Raw genomic sequence first — 19809 nt, 5'->3', positions numbered from 1 at the left:
GCGTGCGGGTCACCGCCAGTAGCCGCGGGCGGCGATATTATGTTTCGGCAGTTTGGCTTTCAGCGATTTGGTGATCGCGCGCGTGGTGGCGGCATCGCAGGCGGCCCAGCCGAAGGCATCGGGGGAGCAGGTGACCGAGTCGGCCGCCTGCCGCAGCAGCTGGCCGTAGTTGACTCGCTGTACCCAGGTCACCTCGGTCTTCGGTCCGGTGCGCACCGGCAGCGACTGCTCGGACTCCTCCTGCCATTCCAGCCACACCCGGGCCGGCGTCTCGCCGATCGCGTCCAGCAGCGAATTGATCGCCGGCAGTGAGGCGCTGTCGCCGAAGATCAGGAATTCCGACGGAACCGGTTCGGGCACCGCGAATTTCGAGCCCATGACGGTGGCGTCGATCTCGTCACCGACCGTGGCCCGCGCGGCCCACTGCGAAGCCGGGCCGCCGTGCAGCGCGAATTCGATATCGAATGCGTCGTTGCCGGGATCGGGGTCGACGAGGGTGTATCCGCGCTGTTGCAGGTCGCCGTCGTCGTCGGGGAACCAGATGCGGATCCACTGCGTGGGATGGACGGGATGGTCGGCCAGCAGCCCGCCGCCGGTGAAGCCGAGCCGCAGGTACTTGTCGCCGATCTGCCGCACCGAGGTGACGGTCAGCCGGTAGTCGTCCGCGCGCAGTGCCTTGAGGATGACGCCGTTGATGCCTTTGCCCATGGGGTTAGGGTAGCTGGGTTAGGTTAGCCAAACCACACCCCTACGGTAGATGGAGGCTGTGGGCTACTATGCTTCCAGGTTAGGCAAGCCTAGCCTTTGAAGTAGGTGGTGAGGCCCGATTTCCGGCCGGTGAGGAGTTTGTCTGATGCTCGGCAAGGCTGACGTTCGTGACATCGTGGCGGCGGAGCTGGGGATCCAACCCGAATCGATCGGATACGACGACGATCTGGTCGGCCTGGGCATGCATTCGATGAAACTGATGCGACTGGCCGGTCGCTGGCGCAAACAGGGCCACGAGGTCCGCAGTTCCGAACTCGCGCTCTCACCCACGATCTCGGCATGGGCCGAGCTGCTCGGCGCCACCCCCGAACCGGCCCCCGCCGACGGCGGTGCCGACTCTGCCACCGACGGTGCGACATTCACCGAGGGCGAGGAATTCGCCCTCGCCACCATGCAACACGCCTACTGGGTCGGTCGCCGCCAGGACCAGCGGCTCGGCGGTGTCGCCGCCCATCTCTACGTCGAATTCGACGGCCGCGGCCTGGAAGCCGATCGGCTGGGCCGCGCGGTCGGCCGCCTGGTACGCCGCCATCCGCAGTTGCGGGTGCAGTTCACCGACGCCGGCACACAGCGCGTGCTGCCCGAGCCGCTGCTCCCGGTGTTCCGGGTGCAGGACCTGCGCACGTCCGACGATCCGGACGCGGAACTGGAACGCCTGCGCCAGGCCAAGAGTCATCAGCGGATGGATGTCGAATCCGGTCAGGTCGTCGACATCACCCTCACTCTGCTGCCCGACGGCGCCCACCGCGTGCACGTCGATGTGGACATGCTCGCCGCGGACGCGTTGAGCTACCGGCGCATTCTCGACGATCTGGCCGCGCTGTACGACGGCGACGCCGATCCGGCCGACACCGTCGGCTACACCTTCCGCGAATATCTCGACGCCAGAACGCGCCACGCGCCGGACAATTCGGCGGCCAAGGCCTGGTGGGAGGGGCGGCTCGCCGATCTGCCCGATATCCCGTCGTTGCCGGTCCTGGCCGAGGACGAGCGCACCGATCCCAGCCGCAGCATCCGGCTGCACCACTGGTTCGAACCCGAGGCCAAGGCCGGATTCGACACACTCGCCCGCAGCCACGGCGTCACCCCGGCGGTCGCGCTGGCCACGGTGTTCGCCGAGACCATCGCGCGCTGGTCCGCGCGGCAGCGCTTCCTGCTGAACGTCCCGCTGTTCGACCGGGAGCCGCTGCACGACGACATCGACCGCGTGGTGGGTGATTTCACGAACTCGGTGCTGGTCGACGTCGATGCCCGCGAGCCGGAATCGATGGTCGCCCGCGCCAAGCGCCTGCAGCGCGAATTGCACACCTGCGCCGTGCATTCCGTCTACGAGGGCCTGGATGTGCTGCGTGATCTCGGCCGGTCGCGTGGTGGGCCGGTGACGCCGTCGGTGGTGTTCACCTCGGGGCTGGACCTGGGTGAGCTCTTCTCCGATCGGGTCACCGCGCTGTTCGGCGAGCCGGTGTGGATTCTGTCGCAGGGCCCGCAGGTCGATCTGGACGCGCAGGTCGCCGAACTGGGCGGCGGACTGCTGGTCAACTGGGATGTGCGCCGCGACGCCATGCCCGAGGGCGTGGTCGCGGCGATGTTCGCCGAATTCCGCCGCCTGCTGCTGACCCTCGCCGAGCCGGGCGCGGACTGGAACGCACCGCTGTCGATCGACCTGCCGGTGCGGCAGCGCGCGGTGCGCGAGCGGGTGAACGACACCTTCACCGACTGGCGGGCGCGCACCCTGCACGGTGAGTTCTTCGACCGGGCCCGTCGCAAGCCGGAAGCCGAGGCCCTGCGCCGGCGCGGCGGCGCCTGCGACTACGGCGACCTGGCCGATCAGGCGCTCGCGGTGGCCGCCGCGCTCACCGATGCCGGCGTGCGGCCGGGCGATACCGTCGCGGTGATCGTTCCCAAGGGGCATCGGCAGATTCCGGCCGTACTCGGTGTGCTGGCCGCGGGGGCGGCCTACATGCCGATCGGCACCGGTCAGCCGCGCGCGCGACGCGATCGCATTCTGGCCCGCGCGGGCGCCCGGGTCGCGCTCACCGATGCGGCGCTCGACCTGCCGGCCGATGTCACCCCGATCGCACTGAGCACCGCGCTGACGGGTCGTCGTCTCGATCGCGCCTACGCCAGTGATCCGGATGCCGTCGCCTACGTGCTGTTCACCTCCGGATCCACCGGTGAGCCCAAGGGTGTGGAGGTCAGCCATCGGGCGGCCGCCAACACCGTCGACGCCCTCGCGGCGTATTTCGGCCTGGACGCGCACGCTCGCCTGCTGGGCCTGTCGTCACTGGAATTCGATCTGTCGGTCTTCGACATCTTCGCCCCGCTCGCGCTGGGCGGTGCGCTGGTGTGCGTGGACGCCGAAATCGAGCGGGACGCCCGGGCGTGGGCCCGGCTGATCGCCGAACACGAAGTGAGCGTGCTCAATTGCGCGCCCGGCTTGATCGGGATGTTGCTGGACTCGGCCGACGCGCAGGACCTGCGCAGCCTCCGGGTGGTCGTCACCGGCGGCGACCGGGTCGAGGCCGAACTCGCCCATCGCCTGCGCGCCCTGGTGCCCGGCCTGCGTTTCGCCGGTCTGGGCGGAGCCACCGAGGCCGCGATTCATTCGACGGTCTGCGAAGTGACCGAGAACTTCCCGGCCGACCGCGCAGCGGTGCCCTACGGCACGCCGCTGGCCAATGTGGCGATGCGCGTGGTGAACGAGCGCGGCGAGGACTGTCCCGACTGGGTCGTCGGCGAATTGTGGATCGGCGGAACCAGTGTGGCCGACGGCTATCGCGGCGATCCGGAACGCACCGCGCAGCGTTTCGTCGAGTACGGCGGCCTGCGGTGGTACCGCACCGGCGATCTGGCCCGCTACCTGCCCGACGGCACCGTCGACTTCCTCGGTCGCGCCGACCATCAGGTGAAGATCCGCGGCTATCGCGTGGAACTCGGCGAGGTCGAAACCGCCCTGACCACACTGCCGTCCGTGCAGCAGGCCGTCGCGCTGGTGACCGGTTCCGGCCGGTTGGCGGCCGCGGTGCGGGCCGGCGCGGCGGTCGCCGCCGACGAACTGCGGGCCGCGCTGCGGGATCTGCTTCCCGCCCAGATGATTCCGGACCTGATCGAAACCGTCTCCGAGATCCCGCTGACTCCCAACGGGAAGATGGACCGGGCGGCGATCCGGCGGCTGGTGGAGGCGGGCGCGCCCGATGCCGGCGCATCCGCGGTGCCGCCGGCGAACGAGGTCGAGGCGGCGCTGGCCTATATCGCGGCGCAGATTCTCGGTGTCGAGACCGTCGGTGTGGAAACCGATTTCTTCGAGATCGGCGGCAATTCGATTCTGGCCACCACGCTGACCGCCAAGGTGCGCGGACTGCTCGCGGTCGAGAAATTCGGTGTCACCGCGGTATTCGCCGGCCGGACGGTGCGCCGCATCGCCGCGCGGTTGCAGGCCGACGAAACCATCCCGGGTCGCTTGGCGCAGGTCTCGCGAATCCTGCTGGAGCTGGCCGAAGTGCCGGTGCCCCAGCCTGATTCGGCACAGGCCGATTCGGCTCTCGCCTCGGCGGGGAACTGAGCCACCGCAGCACAGGCCCCGAGTTTTCGTTGTAGACAGATTGGTTCGTCAGATGCGTTCGCTGGAAGACCTGCAGGTAGCGATGGCCGCTCGGCTCGCCGAGGAGGGTTTGGCCACCGCCGCGGCCGTGCCGGTGCGCCGGAATCCGGAACGGGCGCCGTTGTCGTTCGGACAGCGTTACGTGTGGGCGCATCAGCAGATTTCGCCCGGCAGCTCCGCCTACAACCTGTGCCTGGCGTTGACCTTCGAGGGCGCGGCCGATGCCGAGCCGATCGATGTGGGCGCCCTGCGCACGGCCTTCGCCGCGCTCGTCGAGCGGCACGAGGTGCTGCGCACCACCTATCACACCGATGAGGACGGTGAGCCCTATCAGCGGATCCATTCCGATCTGCCGCCCCGGCTGGTGGAGGAGGATCTGTCCGGTCTCGCCGAGGAGCAGGCCCGGCAGCGGTTGCGTGAGCTGACCGAGGCCGCGGCCCGCGAAAGCTTCGATCTCACATCGGAGTCCTCGCTGCGGGTGACCTTCGTTCGCATATCCGCCGGTGAACTGGTCGCGGTGGTGGTGATTCAGCACATCGCGTGGGACGGTATGACACTGCCCGCGCTCTCGCGGGATGTGGAGAACTTCTACCGGCAGGCACTGACCGGCCCGGTCACGGTGGAGCCGCTGCGGTTGCAGGTCGCCGATTTCGCCGAATGGGAGGCCGACCGGTTCGCCGCCGACGACCATGCCGAGGATATTAGCTTCTGGCGCAACAGCTTCGACGGTGAGCTTCCGGAACTGCAGCTGCCCTACGATCGCCGCCCGGTGGCGGCCACCGAACGCGGCGCCCGCCGCGATCGCCCGCTGAGCGCGGCCGCCGACTCGACGCTGCGCCGCCTCAACGTCGACCTGCGCACCACCCCGTTCTCGGTCTTCCTCGCCGCCTACTATGTCGCGCTGCGCGAGATGACCGGGCGCACCGACATGGTCATCGGCACCACCGTGGCCAACCGCGAAGAGTCCGGGATGGAACTGCTGATCGGCAATCTCGGCAATATGCTCCCGCTGCGCATCGCCGGCCGCGACGATCAGCGCTTCGCCGAGCTGGTCGAGCAGGTGCGCGGCGTGGTCACCGGCGCGTTCGGGCACAAGCATTTTCCGCAGGAAGGCATCGTCCGCGCGGTGAACGCCGCGACCGGCAACGTCGGTTCCCAGCTGTTCGACACGATGGTGCTGTTCCTGCACCAGAAGATCGACGGCCCCCAGCTTCCGGGCGCCACCACCAGCTGGGAGTTGATGGACAACGGCGCGGCCCTGCTGCCGCTGGTGGTGGAGACCTTCATGCACGGTGATCGAACCGACGTCCAGATCACCTATCGCACCGATCTTTTCGATCCCGTCACGATCGATCGCCTGCACGAATACATCGACCTCGTGCTCGCCGCCGCGACCGCCGACCGAAAGGTATCGGAGCTCGCCACGTTGTCGCCGACCGATCGTAAGGCGCTGGCGCAGTGGTCGCACGGCGCCGCGGTGCCGATCGAGGCGGAGACCGCCGACGCGATGATCCGCGCCTCCGCGCGCACCTACCCGGACCGTACGGCCGTGGTGTTCGGCGATATCGAATTGACCTACCGCGAATTCGACAGCCGGGTGAACCGGCTCGCGCGCCTGCTGCTGGCGGAGGGCGTGCGGCCCGGCGACCGAATCGGCGTCTACGCCGAACGCAGTGAGCGGCTGCCGATCGCGTTCGCGGCGGTGCTGCGCGTCGGCGCGGTGTACTTCCCGATCGACCCCAGCTATCCGCTCGACCGCATCGAGTACATGCTCGGCGATGCCGAGCCGGCGCTGCTGCTGATGTCGGCCGACAGCGAGATCGATCTCGAAACCGATGTCGCGGCAATCGATCTCAGCGATACGTCGGTGATCGAACGGCTGTCCGCGCTGGACGGCTCGGAGCTGTCGCCGGTCGAGCTGCCGCGGCCCCTGCATCCGCTCGACCCCGCCTATCTGCTCTACACCTCCGGCACCACCGGCCGCCCGAAGGGCGTCGTCATCCACCACCGCGGTGTCGCCAACCATGTGCAGTGGATGCGCGACTACCTCGGCTTCGGCGAGGAGCGCATCCTGCAGAAGGCGCCGATCGGCTTCGACGTCTCGGTCTTCGAGCTGGTGAACGCGCTGTGCACCGGATCGGCGACGGTGCTGCCGCCGCCGCAGTGGTGGCAGGCCGATGTGGAGGCGCTCGCCGATATCATCCACCGGCACCGCATCACGCAGATCTCGTTGGTGCCCAGTGTGGTTCGCGCCTTCATCGATGCGGGGCCGGACGCGGCGCGGCTGCAATCCATGCGCTACGTGTACCTGGGCGGCGAGGCGGTGCCGCCGGCGCTGGTCGAGGAATCGAGCCGCTTCTTCGGCGGTACGGTGCTCGGTCTCTACGGCCCCACCGAGGGGTCGATGGACCTCATGCACGAGGATTTCGCCGGGCGGACGAACACCGAGGGGGCGGCCGGCGCCGCGCTGGAACCGGCGCTCATCGGCCTGCCCGAATGGAATTCGTCGGTCTACGTGCTGGACGAGCGGCTGCGGCAGGTGCCGCCCGGTGTGATCGGTGAGCTCTACCTCGGCGGCGTGCAGCTGGCCCAGGGCTACCATCGCCGCCCCGATCTGACCGCCGGGGCCTTCGTGGCATGCCCGTTCGCCGGTGAGCCCGGAGCCCGGATGTATCGCACCGGCGATATCGTGCGCTGGAATTCGCAGGGCCGCATGGAATATCTGGGCCGGGTCGACGATCAGGTCAAGGTGCGCGGACATCGCATCGAGCTGGGTGAGATCGGCACCGTGCTGCGCCGCGTGCCCGGTATCGCCTCCGCCGTCGCGATCACCGTGCCGCAGGGCGAGCCGAGCCACGACCTGGCGCTGGTGGCCTACTATGTGCCCGAGGCGAATTCGGAGTTCGCCACCGCCGGCGACGCCGAGAACACCGAGCGCATCAAAGCCGCACTGGCGCAACGCCTGCCGGAATACATGATCCCCACGGCACTGGTGAAATTGGCGGCACTGCCGCTGACCGCCAACGGCAAACTCGACCGCCGCGCATTGCCGCAGCCGGATCTGGGTGGCAGCACCGGGCACGGGCGGGAACTGCGCGAAGGCGCCGAAACCGCGGTCGCGGAGGTGGTGCGCGCGGTGCTGCACCTCGGCGATACCACCGCGCTGGCGGCCGACGACGATTTCCTGGCCCTGGGCGGCGATTCCATCAGCGCGATCCGGATGGCGTCGACGTTGAAGAAGTACGGATTGCTGATCACCACCAGCGCGCTGTTCGAGGCGCGCACGATCGCCCGCATCGCCGCGGCGTGCGAGCCGATCGCCGAAAGCAGCGGCCCGGTCCTGATCGAGGCGGAGAGCCCGGCCGGCTGGATCCCGCTCAATCCCATCGCGGCCCTGCTCACCGAACAATCCGACGACTACCGCTCCTACACCCAGGCCACCGCGGTCGTCGCGCCCGCGCACAGCACTCGCGAGCAGATCGCCGAGGTCGTCTCGGCGCTGGCCGCACGCCATCCGATGCTGCGTGCCCGGCTCGGCACCGATCCCCAGGGCGCCACGGCGTATTACGTCCCGGAACCGGACGAGCCGACCGTCGCGCCCGCTTTCGCCGAGGTCGTGATCGATGACGAGAACTGGGACCGCACCGCGGGTGCGCAGCTGAATGCGCAGTTGGCCGAGCTGAGCGCGCAGCTGAACCCCGGCGCGGGCCGCATGCTCGCCGCCGCCTGGGTGCACTCCGCCGACGGAACCCAGGGGCGGCTGCTGCTGGTCGTCCACCACCTGGTGGTCGACGGTGTGTCCTGGCGTGTGCTGCACGACGATCTGCGTGGACTGTGGGGTGTCGCGGCCCCGACGGTCGAACCGCAGCCGGGGACCTCGGTCAAGACCTGGAACACCGGCCTGGCACAGGTGGCGAGCAGCGACGCCGTCCTCGCGACGCTGCCGTACTGGCGCGCGGCCGTAGAAGCAGTGGATCCGCTGCTCGGCAGTCGCGCCCTGGATCCGGCCGTCGACACCGTCGCGACCGTGCGTGAGATCACCGCCACCCTCGACGCGGACGACACCGCGTTCCTGATGAGCACGGCCACAACGGCTTTCGGCTGCGATTTTCTCGACATCCAGGTCGCCTCGCTCGCGGTCGCGATCCATCGCTTCCGCCGCCGCCGCGACCGGGACGCGGATGCGGTCGCGGTGACGATGGAACGACACGGCCGGGTCGAAACCCTCTTCAGCGGAGTGGATCTCGCGAACACCGTCGGCTGGTTCACCACCACCTACCCGGTCTCGCTGCGCATTCCGGAGGCGGGCGAGCAGGTCGAATCCGCGGTGAAGGCGGTCAAGGAGCAACTGCTCGCGGTGCCCGAATCGGGGATCGGCTGGGGACTACTGAGCCGGCTCAACCCGGAGACCCGCGCCGAGCTGGCCGGTTCACGCTCGCCGCAGGTGAGTTTCAATTACATGGGCCGATTCGCCGAGTCCGCCGCGGACCGCGACTCGGTCCGAACCTGGGACGCCGCACCGGAATTCGGCTATCTGGGTGGTCATGCGGATCCGGCCATGCCGGCCCCGGCGCTGCTGGACGTCAACACCGTGGCACTGGCCGACGGCGACAGTGTGCGTTTGCACGCCTCCTTCCGGTTCCCGGCGGGTCCGCTGTCCGAGGACGAAGCCGGCGAACTGGCCCAGCTGTGGGCCGAGGGTCTGGGCGAACTCGTGAAGACGGTGCGCGACAACCCGATTCGCCGCCTCACGCCCAGCGACGTGGTCGCCGACGAGGTGACCCAGCCGGATCTGGATCGCTGGCAGGCGCTGTATCGCGGATGCGTGGACATCCACCCGCTGGCCCCGCTGCAGGCCGGTCTGTATTTCACCGCGCTCGGGTCCGCGGGTAACGACGTCTACAACGTGCAGACGCTCATCGGGGTCCGCGGCGAACTCGACCTGCCGCGGCTGTCCGCGGCCTTTGACTCCGTGCTCAACCGCTATCCCAATCTGCGCGTGTCGATTTCGGTGTCGCATGCCGGACAGCCCTATGCGGTGGTCGCCGACCACATGAGCATCCCGGTGCGCGAGATCGACTTCGCGGATCTGCCGGACGCGCAGGAGCGGCTGCACGACTTCTTCCGGGCCGACCAGGCGGAACATTTCGACCTCACCCAGGGCCCGCTGCTGCGGGTCACCGTGGTGCATCTGCCCGGCAACCGGCACACGGTCGTGCTGACCTCGCACCATCTACTGACCGACGGCTGGTCCGGGCAGCTGCTGCCGCGGGAGGTCTTCGCCGAATACGCCGGGCGCGGGGGCGAGCCGCTCGGCGATCCGGATACCTTCGCGCGCTTCCTGCGCCTCACCCGGGACCGGGAGGAGGCCACCGAGGCGGCCTGGCGGAACTACCTCGAGGATGTGCGACCGTGCCTCGTCGCCCCGGCACGCACGCCCGACAGCGGCGGCGTACCGGAGGGGCGCACGTTCGTTCTCGACGACGACACGGTCGCGCGTGCCACCGAAATGGCCGCCGAGCAGGGCGCCACCTTCAGCCTGGTCTGCCAGCTCGCCTGGGCCAACGCGCTGCGAACCGTCACCGGCGACCAGGCAACGGTTTTCGGTGAGGTGGTGTCGGGCCGGCCCGCCGACCTCGACGGCGTCGACCATGCGGTCGGCTGCTTCGCCAACACCGTTCCGGTCGCGATCGACCTGGCCGGCGACCGGACCTGGCGCGACCATCTCGCCGAGATGCAGCGGCATCGGGTGGATCTCATGGAGTACCACCAGTACCGGCTCACCTCGGCGATGCGGGCGGCGGGACGGTCGGGCCCGGCGGCGCGCAAGCTGTTCGACAGCATGTTCGTCTTCCAGTCCTATCCGCCGGGCCGCGACGACCTGGAAACCTCGTTGCGCGAGGGCGGTTTGGAGCTGGTGTCGTTCGAGGGCGGCGGCGCCACCGACAACGCGCTGCTGCTGATGATCTTCCCGGCGAATTCTCTGCTGCCAGGCGACGGAGTGCGGGCAGTGGTGTTCTACGCCGAGGACAGTTTCGAGGCCGACGACGCCCGGATCATCGAGACCGCGTTCCGGAATACGTTGCGCGCCATCGCCGAACGGCCCGACCGCACCGTCGCCGACACCACCGTGCTCGACGACGAGGATCAGGGCCTGCTGGTGATGCGGCGGATGTGGCAGTGACAGATATGAGGAGTCAGACGAGCATGGCAGCAGCACCCGGTTGGATCCGGCAGTTCCACGCACCGCGCGGGGCGCGCGCACCGTTGATCATCTGCCCGCACGCGGGCGGCGGCGCATCGACCTACCGGCCCTTCTCGAAGCGGTTGCGCGACCATTTCGACGTCGGTGTGCTGCAGTACCCCGGCCGCCAGGACCGCGCCCGCGAGGCCGCGCTGCGGACGCTGCCGGAGATCGCCGAGGGCGCCTTCGACGAGTTCGCGCTCTCACCGTGGAACCGCGACGAGCCGATCACGGTGCTCGGCCACAGCATGGGGTCGATCGTGGCCTTCGAATTCGTCCGCATCGCCGAATCCGAAGGCGTGCCGGTGCGATTGCTGGCCGTCTCGGGTGCGGTTCCCCCGTCGCGGGTGGCCGAAATGCCCAACCATCCCACCGAGGACGAACAGTTGCTCGACCATATGGCCGGGCTGGAGGGCACCGGCTCGGATCTGCTCGGCAATCGCGACCTGATGCGGATGGCGCTGCCCGCATTGAAGGCCGACTACGCCGCCTTCGACCGCTATACCTGCCCGCCGGACGTGCGGGTGCAGGCTCCCGTGCAGGCGATGGGAGGCAGCGACGACGAGTACGTCACCATGGGCGACCTCTACGGCTGGCGGCAGCACACCGAATCGCAGCTGGCGGTATCGATATTCGACGGTGGCCACTTCTATCTGCACGACCACGTCGAGGGCATCGCGGAGCTGCTCGTCGCCGAGATGGAGACAACAGCGTGAGCGATGCGGATCCCATCGTCGTCAGCGGCCTCGCCGTCGAGGCGCCCGGCGGCATCGAGACCCCGGGCCAGTACTGGGCGGCGCTGTCGCAGGCCCGCGATCTGACCGGGCCGTTCCCGCGCGACCGCGGCTGGCCGCTCGCCGAACTGCTGAACCTGTCGCGCCACGACGGCTGGGCCGCGGTCCGCGACGCGGGCGGATTTCTCGATCGCGCAGCGGAATTCGATCCGATGTTCTTCGGCATCACACCGCGCGAGGCGGTCGCGATGGATCCGCAGCAGCGGGTGGCGCTGCGGGTGGCCTGGCGGGCACTGGAGAACGCCGGCATCAATCCCGCGGCCATCGACGGTGACGAGGTGGGCTGTTATATGGGCGCCTCGCCGACCGAATACGGTCCGCACAGCGCCGAGGTCAACGACTATTCGGGCTATCGTGCGGCCGGCGCGGCGCTGGGAGCGGTGGCCGGGCGGATCTCCAACTGCCTCGGCCTCGGCGGCCCGTCGATCGTGGTCGACACCGCCTGTGCCTCGTCACTGTCGGCGCTGCATATGGCGGCGGCGGCGATCCGCGCCGGGGAATGTGACTGGGCGCTGGCCGGTGCGGTCTGTGTGATGGGTTCGCCCGCCGCGTTCTTCGAATTCTCCAAGACCAACGCGCTGGCCGCGGACGGGCAGTGCAAACCGTATTCCGATGCCGCCGACGGCACGCTCTGGGGCGAGGGCGCGGGGGTGGTCGTGCTGGAACGCGAATCGCGGGCCCGCGCGGCTGGTCGCCGGATCTACGGCCGGTTGCTCGCCACCCGGGTCAACCACAACGGCGCCGGAGCGCCGATCGCCGTGCCGAGCAGCCGCGCGCAGGAGCGACTGATCCGCGCGACGGTTGCGGCAGCGGATATTTCACCCGAGGTCGTCGGCATGATCGAAGGCCACGGCACCGCGACGGCGGTCGGCGATCCGCTGGAACTCGAGGCGCTGGACCGCGTCTACGGATCGGGCTCCGCGCGCCTGGGCTCGGTGAAATCGAATCTGGGCCACGCACAGGCGGCGGCGGGCATGCTCGGGCTGATCAAGGTGCTGCTCAGCGGTCTGCACGGACAGATCGCGCCGACCCGCTTCGCCGACAATCCGACCGGCAAGGTGGATTGGGACGCGACCGGCTTGCGGCTGGCGGCGAAACTCGAGCACTGGCAGCCGCACGACGGCGTGCGCTACGGGGCGGTGTCGTCGTTCGGGGTGTCGGGCACGAATGCTCATGCGCTGCTGGCCATTCCGGCCGAAGAGGAGAGTCATGTCTAGCTACCGCCTGCCCGACGGCAGCGTCCCGATCCTGCTGTCCAGCGACAACCCGGACCTGCTGGGACCGGAGGCGGCCGCCGTCGCGGACTACCTCGCCGACCATCCCGAGGTGACTCCGGACCGCCTGGCCGACATGCTGTTTCGCACCCGCTCACCGCGCCGCCATCGCGCTGTGGTGATGGCGGATGCGCAGACCGATGTGATCGCCGCGCTACGTGCCGTCGCCGACGGCCGACCGCATCCGGCGGTGGTGCGATCGGAGCGCGCCGCGACCGCGCAGCGCGTGGCCTACGTCTTTCCCGGCCAGGGCAGCCAGCGCCCCGGTATGGGCGCGATGCTCTACGAGCACTCGTCGGCCTATCGCGATGCTGTCGACGAGTGCGACAAGGTCTTTCACGATCTCTACGGCTGGTCGCCGCGCCCCTATCTGCTCGAGGCCGGGCAGGAGGCCGACGACAAGGCGCTGACCGTGCAACCGGCGCTGTTCGTGCAGATGGTCGGTGTGGCGGCCATGTGGCAGGCCGCCGGGGTCGGCCCGGGTGTGACGGTCGGGCATTCGCAGGGTGAGATCGCCGCCGCCTACGTCAGCGGGGCGCAGACCCTGCGGGACGCGGTCCGAATCGTCACCACCCGGGCGCGGATCGTCGACGACCGTCAGCTCAGCGGCTATTCCATGGCGGTGCTGGGCATCGACCGCGACGAGTGCGAGGACCTGATCGCACGCCAGGCCGATTTCGTGGAGTTGTCGGTGATCAACTCCCGCCACATCATCGCGATCTCCGGGGAACGCGACGCCGTCGTCACCATCGTCGAATCACTCAATGCCGCAGGGAAATTCGCCAAAGAGATTCGCGTCCGATATCCGGCGCACACCTCCTATGTGAGTGCCGGGCGCGAGTTGCTGGCTGCCACGGTCGGTCCGGACATGGACAACCACGCCTTCATCGACACCGAGATCGACTGTATCGGCGCCACCATGGGCGACCGCCTCCATCCGGGTCTGTCCATCGTCGACTACTGGTATCTGAACCTGCGTAACCGGGTGCGCTTCGACCTCGCGATCCGGAAAGCCGTGGACGCCGGGGCGAGCACCTTCATCGAGATCTCCGAACATCCGACGCTGATGCTCGCGATTCAGGAGAATCTGTCGGAAATTCCGGGGCAGCGGGAATTTCAGATGTTGGGCACCTCGCGCCGCACCGCCGAGGATCTGCGGGAGTTCACCCGCAATCTGGCGACCGTCGCGGTGCACGACGCGAACTATCGGTGGGAGGCGCTGCGCGAACCGGGCGACGGCGGTGTGCCCGCGCTGCCGCTGCTCGATTTCCCCAATACGCAGATGAACGCCAAATCGCTGTGGGCGCCGTTCGATTACGCTCACACTGTCGAAAAGAGCTCCACCGGAAGCGATTCCGACGATTCCACGGTCGCCCCGCAGCGGGTGCTCGAGACCTGGACCAGATTGCGGCGGCGCACGATGGTGCCGCCGCGGACCCTCGCGGTGGTCGATCCGAGCGGCGCCCACGCCGAACTCGCGGCCGCCGTCCGAGCGGCCGCGCCCCGCCAGGGCGCCACGGTGATCGAGGCGGGTACCGGCGCGCGGCCCGACACCCTGGTGGTGCTGGCCCCGCCCGCGTCGCCGGACGGTCCGGTGCACGATGTGTCCGAATTCCTCGGGGACCGCGGCTGGTTGGCCGAACTCGACGGCATCGGCGATATCTGGCTGGTGACCGGCGGCGGCGAACAGGTCGTCGACTCCGATCTGCCGGATCCGTTCCATGCCGCCGCACAGGCCGGATTCCGTTGTCTGGCAGCCGAACACATCGGCGTCGCCTTCCGGCACGTCGATCTCGGCGCCGGGACCGATGCCGCCGCGGAGGCGAAGGCGCTGCTCGGCGCGATCCATATCGCGGGGGAGCCGGAATTGGCCGTGCGCGACGGCGGCTACTACGCGAAACGGCTGATCCTCGACGACACCGCGGGTGATCTTCCGCCGCACGGGGAGGAACTGCGCGAGGTCGTCATCGTCGGCGGCACCGGCAAGGTGGGGCTCGACTTCTGCGAGCAGTTCGCCGCCGCGGGCGCGGGCCGCATCACGGTGATCAGCCGGTCCGGCGGTTCGGCCGCCGCCGCGGCGCGCATCGCCGAGATCGGCGCCCGGCACGAATCCGAGATCGTGGTGCGCCGCTGCGACGCCGGTGACGCAGACGCACTCGCCGACCTCGCGGCGGACTACACCGCGAGCCCGGCGACTCTCGTCGTGCATGCCGCCGTGGATTACGACGCCGCGGCCGCCGATCCGGATCCGGCGGCCATTCGCGCGGCCGCGAACGCCAAATCCGTCGTGCTGCACAACCTCACGCGTATCTTCCCGCGCACCGACGACGGTCGCATCGTGGTGTGCTCGTCGCTGTCGGCCACACTGGGCGGGCGCGGGCATATGGTCTACTCCGCGATCAACCGGATGCTGGACGCGCAGGCCGCGCACTACCGGGCCGAAGGCATCCGATGCTCGGCGGTGCAGTGGGGCCTGTGGCGGGCGGTCGGCGCCGACCATGCCGAAGCGCTGGCCCGCATCAGTGGCACCGGATTGCTGCCGATGGACCCGGCGGTGGCGGTCGCCGCCGGTTTCGCGCCACGCGCGGCCACTGTGCTGGTCGCCGCCGCCCAGTGGGGTCGCATCCGAGATCTGTTCTCGGTCTTCGGTTTCGCGCCGCTGTTCGCCGAACTACCCACCGACGAACCGGAGCCGGAGGCGGCTACGGTGGCCGAACCGGTGACCGAACCCGAGCCCGCCGCCGACACGGCCGCCGCGCGCGGCACCGCCGACACCGTGCGCGATGCCCTGCGGGTGGTGATGGGGTTGGAACCGAGCGAGGCCGTCGACGGATCGGTCCCGCTGGTGGCGCTGGGCCTGGATTCGCTGCAGGCGCTCGACCTCCGCAAGCGGGTCGAGGCCGAATTGCGGCGGGATCTCCCGGTCACCGCCATTCTCGGCGGCGCCTCTCTCGACGAGGTGGTGGCGCTGCTCGGTTGAGGCCGAGGCAGTGGAGTTCATCGAATTATCAAGTTAGCCTTACCAAAGTAACTGGGCGGGCGCTCGGACGGAGAGCATGGTGTCGAATTCAATGGGTAGTCCGGCGGATACGGACAACGCGATCGTCGTCGACGGTGTCGAGAAGACCTTCGGCGCGGTGCGCGCGTTGCGAGGCATCAGCTTCAGCGCCCCCGCGGGCAGTGTGCTGGGCGTGCTCGGGCCCAACGGCGCGGGTAAGACCACCATGGTATCGGTGTTGTCGACGCTGATCCGTCCCGATGCCGGTACTGCGCGGGTAGCCGGCTTCGACGTCGTCACCCAGGCCGCGCAGGTCCGCTCCTCGATCATGCTGACCGGCCAGTACGCGGCGCTCGACGAAATGCTCACCGGCCGGGAAAATCTGGTGCTCTTCGCCCGTCTGATGGGCCTGCGGCGCAAGGCCGCCGCGCAGCGCGCCGACGAACTCCTGGAGCAGTTCGCGCTCACCGAGGCGGCGGAACGACGGGTCGGCCAGTACTCCGGCGGTATGCGCCGGCGCATCGATATCGCCTGCGGATTGGTCCGGCCGCCGCGCGTGGTCTTCCTCGACGAACCCACCACCGGCCTGGACCCCGTCAGTCGCCAGAGCCTGTGGGCGATGGTGCGCTCGCTCAAGGAACAGGGCGTCACGATTCTGCTCACCACGCAGTACCTCGAGGAAGCGGATGCGTTGAGCGACAACATCATTGTCGTCGACAAGGGCGCCGTGATCGCCGAGGGCACCGCCGATCAGCTCAAGGCCCGCTCCGGCGACAGCTACTGCGAGGTCGTCCCGGTCGATGCCGGCGATGTGCCGGCCGTGGCCGCCGCGCTGGCGAGCCTGGGGGAGGTCACGATCGCCGAATCGCAGGACCGCGTGTCGGTGCCCGCGCCCGGTGGCGCGGTGACGCTGTCGGAAGCGCTGGACCGAATCAACAGCGCGGGAATCGAATTGATCGACATCGCCTTGCGCCGTCCCTCCCTCGACGAGGTCTTCATCCAGCTGACCGAACCGGCCGAAGAGATCTCGGCATGACCGCGGCGAGCACCGAAACCCCCGAACTGTTCCGGGTTCCGGCCGGGCTGCAATGGACGGCTTTGAGCGGCCGCATGATTCGCACCGCGCTGCGCGAGGGCGATCTGGTGCTGGCCTTCGCCGCGCCGGTGGTGTTCTTCGTCTGCTTCTACGTGCCGCTGCGGCAGTCGATGGAGGCCGGTGGTATCGACTACGCGCAGTACCTGCTGCCCTTGATCGCGGTCTTCGCCATGTTCTTCACCTCCATGTTCGCCGGTGACCGGGCGGCGCGAGAGGTCGTCGGCGGCATGGCCACCCGGCTGCGGGCGATGCCGGTGCCGCCGTGGGTTCCGGTGACCGCTCGGATGTCGGCGAATCTGGTGCGCGCCGTCGCCGCCTTCGCCGGGGCGCTGATCATCGGCACGATCTTCGGATTCCGATTCCACGGCGCGGATTCCACGCTGGTCTTCGTGCTGGTGGTGCTGGCGTTCGGCGCCACGCTCGTGATCGCCACCGACGCGCTCGGCACCATCACCCGTAACAGCGAACTCAGCGGCACCGTCCTGTTCGGCCCGCAACTGCTGCTGGTGATGACCTCCACCGGGTTCGTTCCGGTGCAGGGATTTCCGGGCTGGATCCAGCCGTATGTACGCAATCAGCCGGTCTCGCAGATCACCGACGCGCTGCGCGGACTGGCGGCGGGGAAGTACCCCGCCGAACTCGGCGTGGCCGCGATCTGGATCGCGGTGCTGCTGGTGGTCGCCGTGGTCCTGGCAGTGCGAGCGGAAGGGCACCGGCGATGAGTGCGACCGTTGTGGACGATTCTCCCGTGCTCGGCTCCCGGATCGGTGATCTGTGGTCGCAGACCCTGATCGAGACCGGTCGCCTGCTGCGGCGCTGGTCACGGCAGCCGGAGGTGATCACCAGCACGCTGGTGCTGCCGATTCTGCTGCTGCTCATGTACGACCTGGTGCTCGACAAATCCCTCGGCGCCGCCGGCGGGGCCGACCCGATCTACGGGTTCGTGCCGATGATCGCCGTCGCCGGGGCGATGTACGGCGCGATGGGTACCGGCATGTCGTTGTACGCCGAGCGGGAAAGCGGTCTGCTGCGCCGATTCTGGGTGCTTCCGATGCATCGCTGGGCCGGACTGTCCGGCCGGCTGGCCGCCGAATGCGCCCGCGCGCTCGCGGCGACGGTCGTGGTCGTCGCCGTCGGCATGGCGCTGGGCCTGCGCTTCCAGCAGGGCTGGGGCGGTGCGATCGGCGTCCTGCTGGTACCGGTGATCGTGATCGCCGGATTCACCCCGCTGGTCATCGCGGTCGGGGTGAGCAGCGCCGGTGACAAGGTGGTGCAGCTGTTCGCGATCGTGGTGTTGGTCGGCATGTTCTTCAATTCCGGATTCGTGCCGGTGCAGAACTATCCGGGCCGGCTGCAACCGATCGTGCGGGCTCAGCCGATGAGCTGCGCCATCGAGGCGATGCGCGACTTCACTCTCGGTGGTCCGCTGCTGGTTCCGGTATTGCAGACCGTGGCGTGGTCGGTGGGGCTGATGGTGGTTTTCGGCGCCGTCGCCATTCGCGGTTACCGTCGTGCCGCCCAGAGCTGACCCGTCTTCCGCCTCCTGACAAGCCATTAGCCCGTAATTAGCGAGACACGCCGAGTGTCATTCTGATTCACCGAAGATCGATCCGTCTTTTTCGGTACTGTCGAGATCCGTTTGTTCGTTCCGATAGGCATCCCGAAGCTCAGGAAAGGACGAATCGTGCGGAGCCGGATACACAGTTGTACCGCTGTCTTGTTCGGAGCTCTCATCGCCGTCGCGGGCGGAATGGTTTCCGCGCCGCATGCCTGGACGCAGGCTCCGGCGCAGGCCGCCGCCGATGATGATTTCTACGTTCCGCCGGCGCCCCTGCCCCCCGGTCCCCCGGGAGCGATCGTGCGAGCTCAGCCCGCATCGCTGATGTTCTCGGCGCCGGGACAACCCGGCGTCGTCCCGGCGATCTCGACACGCATGATGTATCTCAGCAACGACACGCACGACGCGCCGACCGCGGTGACGGGAACGTATCTGCAGCCGATGCTGCCGTGGACCGGTCCCGGTGACCGCCCATTGGTCGCGTACGCGGTCGGAACGCAGGGCCAGGGCGACCAGTGCGCGCCCTCGAAATTGCTGCCGCAGCTCGTCCGATACCAGCCGCCGTTCGACGTCATCGCCGAATACGATGGGTTGGCGCTGTATTCGCTGCTGTCGCGCGGTATGGCCGTCGTGGTCACCGATTACCACGGGCTGGGCACACCGGAAATGCACGACTTCCTGAATCGGAAAGCGCAATCCTATGCGGTACTCGACGCGGCGCGGGCCGCGGAGCAGTTGCCGAACAACGGTCTGGGGCCGCGGCCGCCGGTCATCGTGTACGGCTACTCCCAGGGCGGTATGGCCTCGGCCGGTGCGGCCGAATTGCAGCCGAGTTATGCGCCCGAACTGAATATGCGTGGCGCGTACATCGGCGGGCCGGTGGTCGATCCCGAATACTTCATCGGCTTCAACGAGGGCCAGCCGAGCCTGTCCGGCGCGGTCGGATTCACACTCAACGGCATCGCGGCGGACTATCCCGAGACGCGCCCGGAACTCGACGCCGAACTCAACGATGCCGGCAAGGCGCTGCTGAGCGACGCCGCGAACAAATGTGCGATCGCGGTATCGATCGACAATCCGCAGCGGCAGACGGCCCAGTTCACTTCCAGCGGACAGCCACTCACCACGGTGATCGATCGCTCCCCGGCGTTGAGCCAGGCCTTCGCCGATCAGCGCATCGGCGGCGGCACGCCGTCGGCGCCGGTGCTCATCGCCTCGGCGAAGAACGACGAGGGCGCGCCGTACGCGCCCATCCGAGATGTGGCCGCCGCGTGGTGCAGTCGCGGCGTCCCGGTGCAGATCGATGCGAACTCCCAGCTTCCGCCGATTTCCGGCGTCGTCGGCACCCACGATCTCGCCTTCTTCCCGTCCTTGGCGGCCTCGCAGATGTGGCTGACCGATCGGCTCGCGGCGGCACCCGCGGCGAGCAATTGCGCCGCGTTGCCGTAGCGGCCGACGTGCCCGGAGAGGCCGCAG

At 68.9% G+C, this 19809-nt stretch carries 10 protein-coding genes; 9 read left to right on the top strand and 1 reads right to left on the bottom strand.

The window, feature by feature from the left end:
- Positions 1 to 9: 9 nt before the first annotated feature.
- On the bottom strand, positions 10 to 708 hold the full coding sequence (locus tag A5789_RS31025) for a siderophore-interacting protein (RefSeq protein WP_063016724.1): 699 nt from the start codon (positions 706 to 708) through the stop codon (positions 10 to 12).
- Between the two features lie 145 nt (positions 709 to 853).
- Between A5789_RS31025 and A5789_RS31020 the strand changes: the two genes are divergently transcribed.
- From A5789_RS31020 to A5789_RS30980, 9 genes are all read left to right on the top strand, one after another.
- Positions 854 to 4330, top strand: coding sequence for a non-ribosomal peptide synthetase (locus tag A5789_RS31020; protein WP_064905210.1), 3477 nt, complete (start codon positions 854 to 856; stop codon positions 4328 to 4330).
- Between the two features lie 52 nt (positions 4331 to 4382).
- Entirely contained in the window at positions 4383 to 10553 is a 6171-nt protein-coding gene (locus A5789_RS31015) for a non-ribosomal peptide synthetase (protein WP_064905212.1), read from the top strand.
- A 23-nt stretch (positions 10554 to 10576) separates the two neighbouring features.
- A complete protein-coding gene (locus A5789_RS31010; RefSeq protein ID WP_064905215.1) occupies positions 10577 to 11329 on the top strand; it encodes a thioesterase II family protein in 753 nt (250 codons plus the stop codon).
- Positions 11326 to 12624 carry a polyketide synthase gene (locus A5789_RS31005; protein ID WP_064927413.1) on the top strand — a complete coding sequence of 433 codons (1299 nt, stop codon included), beginning with the start codon at positions 11326 to 11328 and terminating at the stop codon, positions 12622 to 12624. Before A5789_RS31010 ends, A5789_RS31005 begins: the two co-directional genes overlap by 4 nt.
- Positions 12617 to 15661: a nocobactin polyketide synthase NbtC gene (gene nbtC, locus A5789_RS31000; RefSeq protein ID WP_064905219.1), complete on the top strand. Its 3045-nt coding sequence runs from the start codon at positions 12617 to 12619 to the stop codon at positions 15659 to 15661. The genes A5789_RS31005 and nbtC overlap by 8 nt, the downstream gene beginning before the upstream one ends.
- Positions 15662 to 15737: 76 nt before the next feature.
- Positions 15738 to 16715 carry an ATP-binding cassette domain-containing protein gene (locus A5789_RS30995; protein ID WP_227462748.1) on the top strand — a complete coding sequence of 326 codons (978 nt, stop codon included), beginning with the start codon at positions 15738 to 15740 and terminating at the stop codon, positions 16713 to 16715.
- Positions 16712 to 17497, top strand: coding sequence for an ABC transporter permease (locus A5789_RS30990; protein WP_064905223.1), 786 nt, complete (start codon positions 16712 to 16714; stop codon positions 17495 to 17497). Before A5789_RS30995 ends, A5789_RS30990 begins: the two co-directional genes overlap by 4 nt.
- On the top strand, positions 17494 to 18303 hold the full coding sequence (locus tag A5789_RS30985) for an ABC transporter permease (RefSeq protein ID WP_082941081.1): 810 nt from the start codon (positions 17494 to 17496) through the stop codon (positions 18301 to 18303). Before A5789_RS30990 ends, A5789_RS30985 begins: the two co-directional genes overlap by 4 nt.
- Positions 18304 to 18492: 189 nt before the next feature.
- On the top strand, positions 18493 to 19782 hold the full coding sequence (locus A5789_RS30980) for a lipase family protein (protein ID WP_082955859.1): 1290 nt from the start codon (positions 18493 to 18495) through the stop codon (positions 19780 to 19782).
- Positions 19783 to 19809: the final 27 nt, after the last annotated feature.

Origin of the sequence: Nocardia sp. 852002-51101_SCH5132738 (genome assembly GCF_001665695.1) — a bacterium.
GTDB classification, from domain to species: Bacteria; Actinomycetota; Actinomycetes; order Mycobacteriales; family Mycobacteriaceae; genus Nocardia; species Nocardia nova.
The sequence above is the reverse complement of the archived record's forward strand: the minus strand, read 5'-3'. Positions and strand labels throughout refer to the sequence as shown.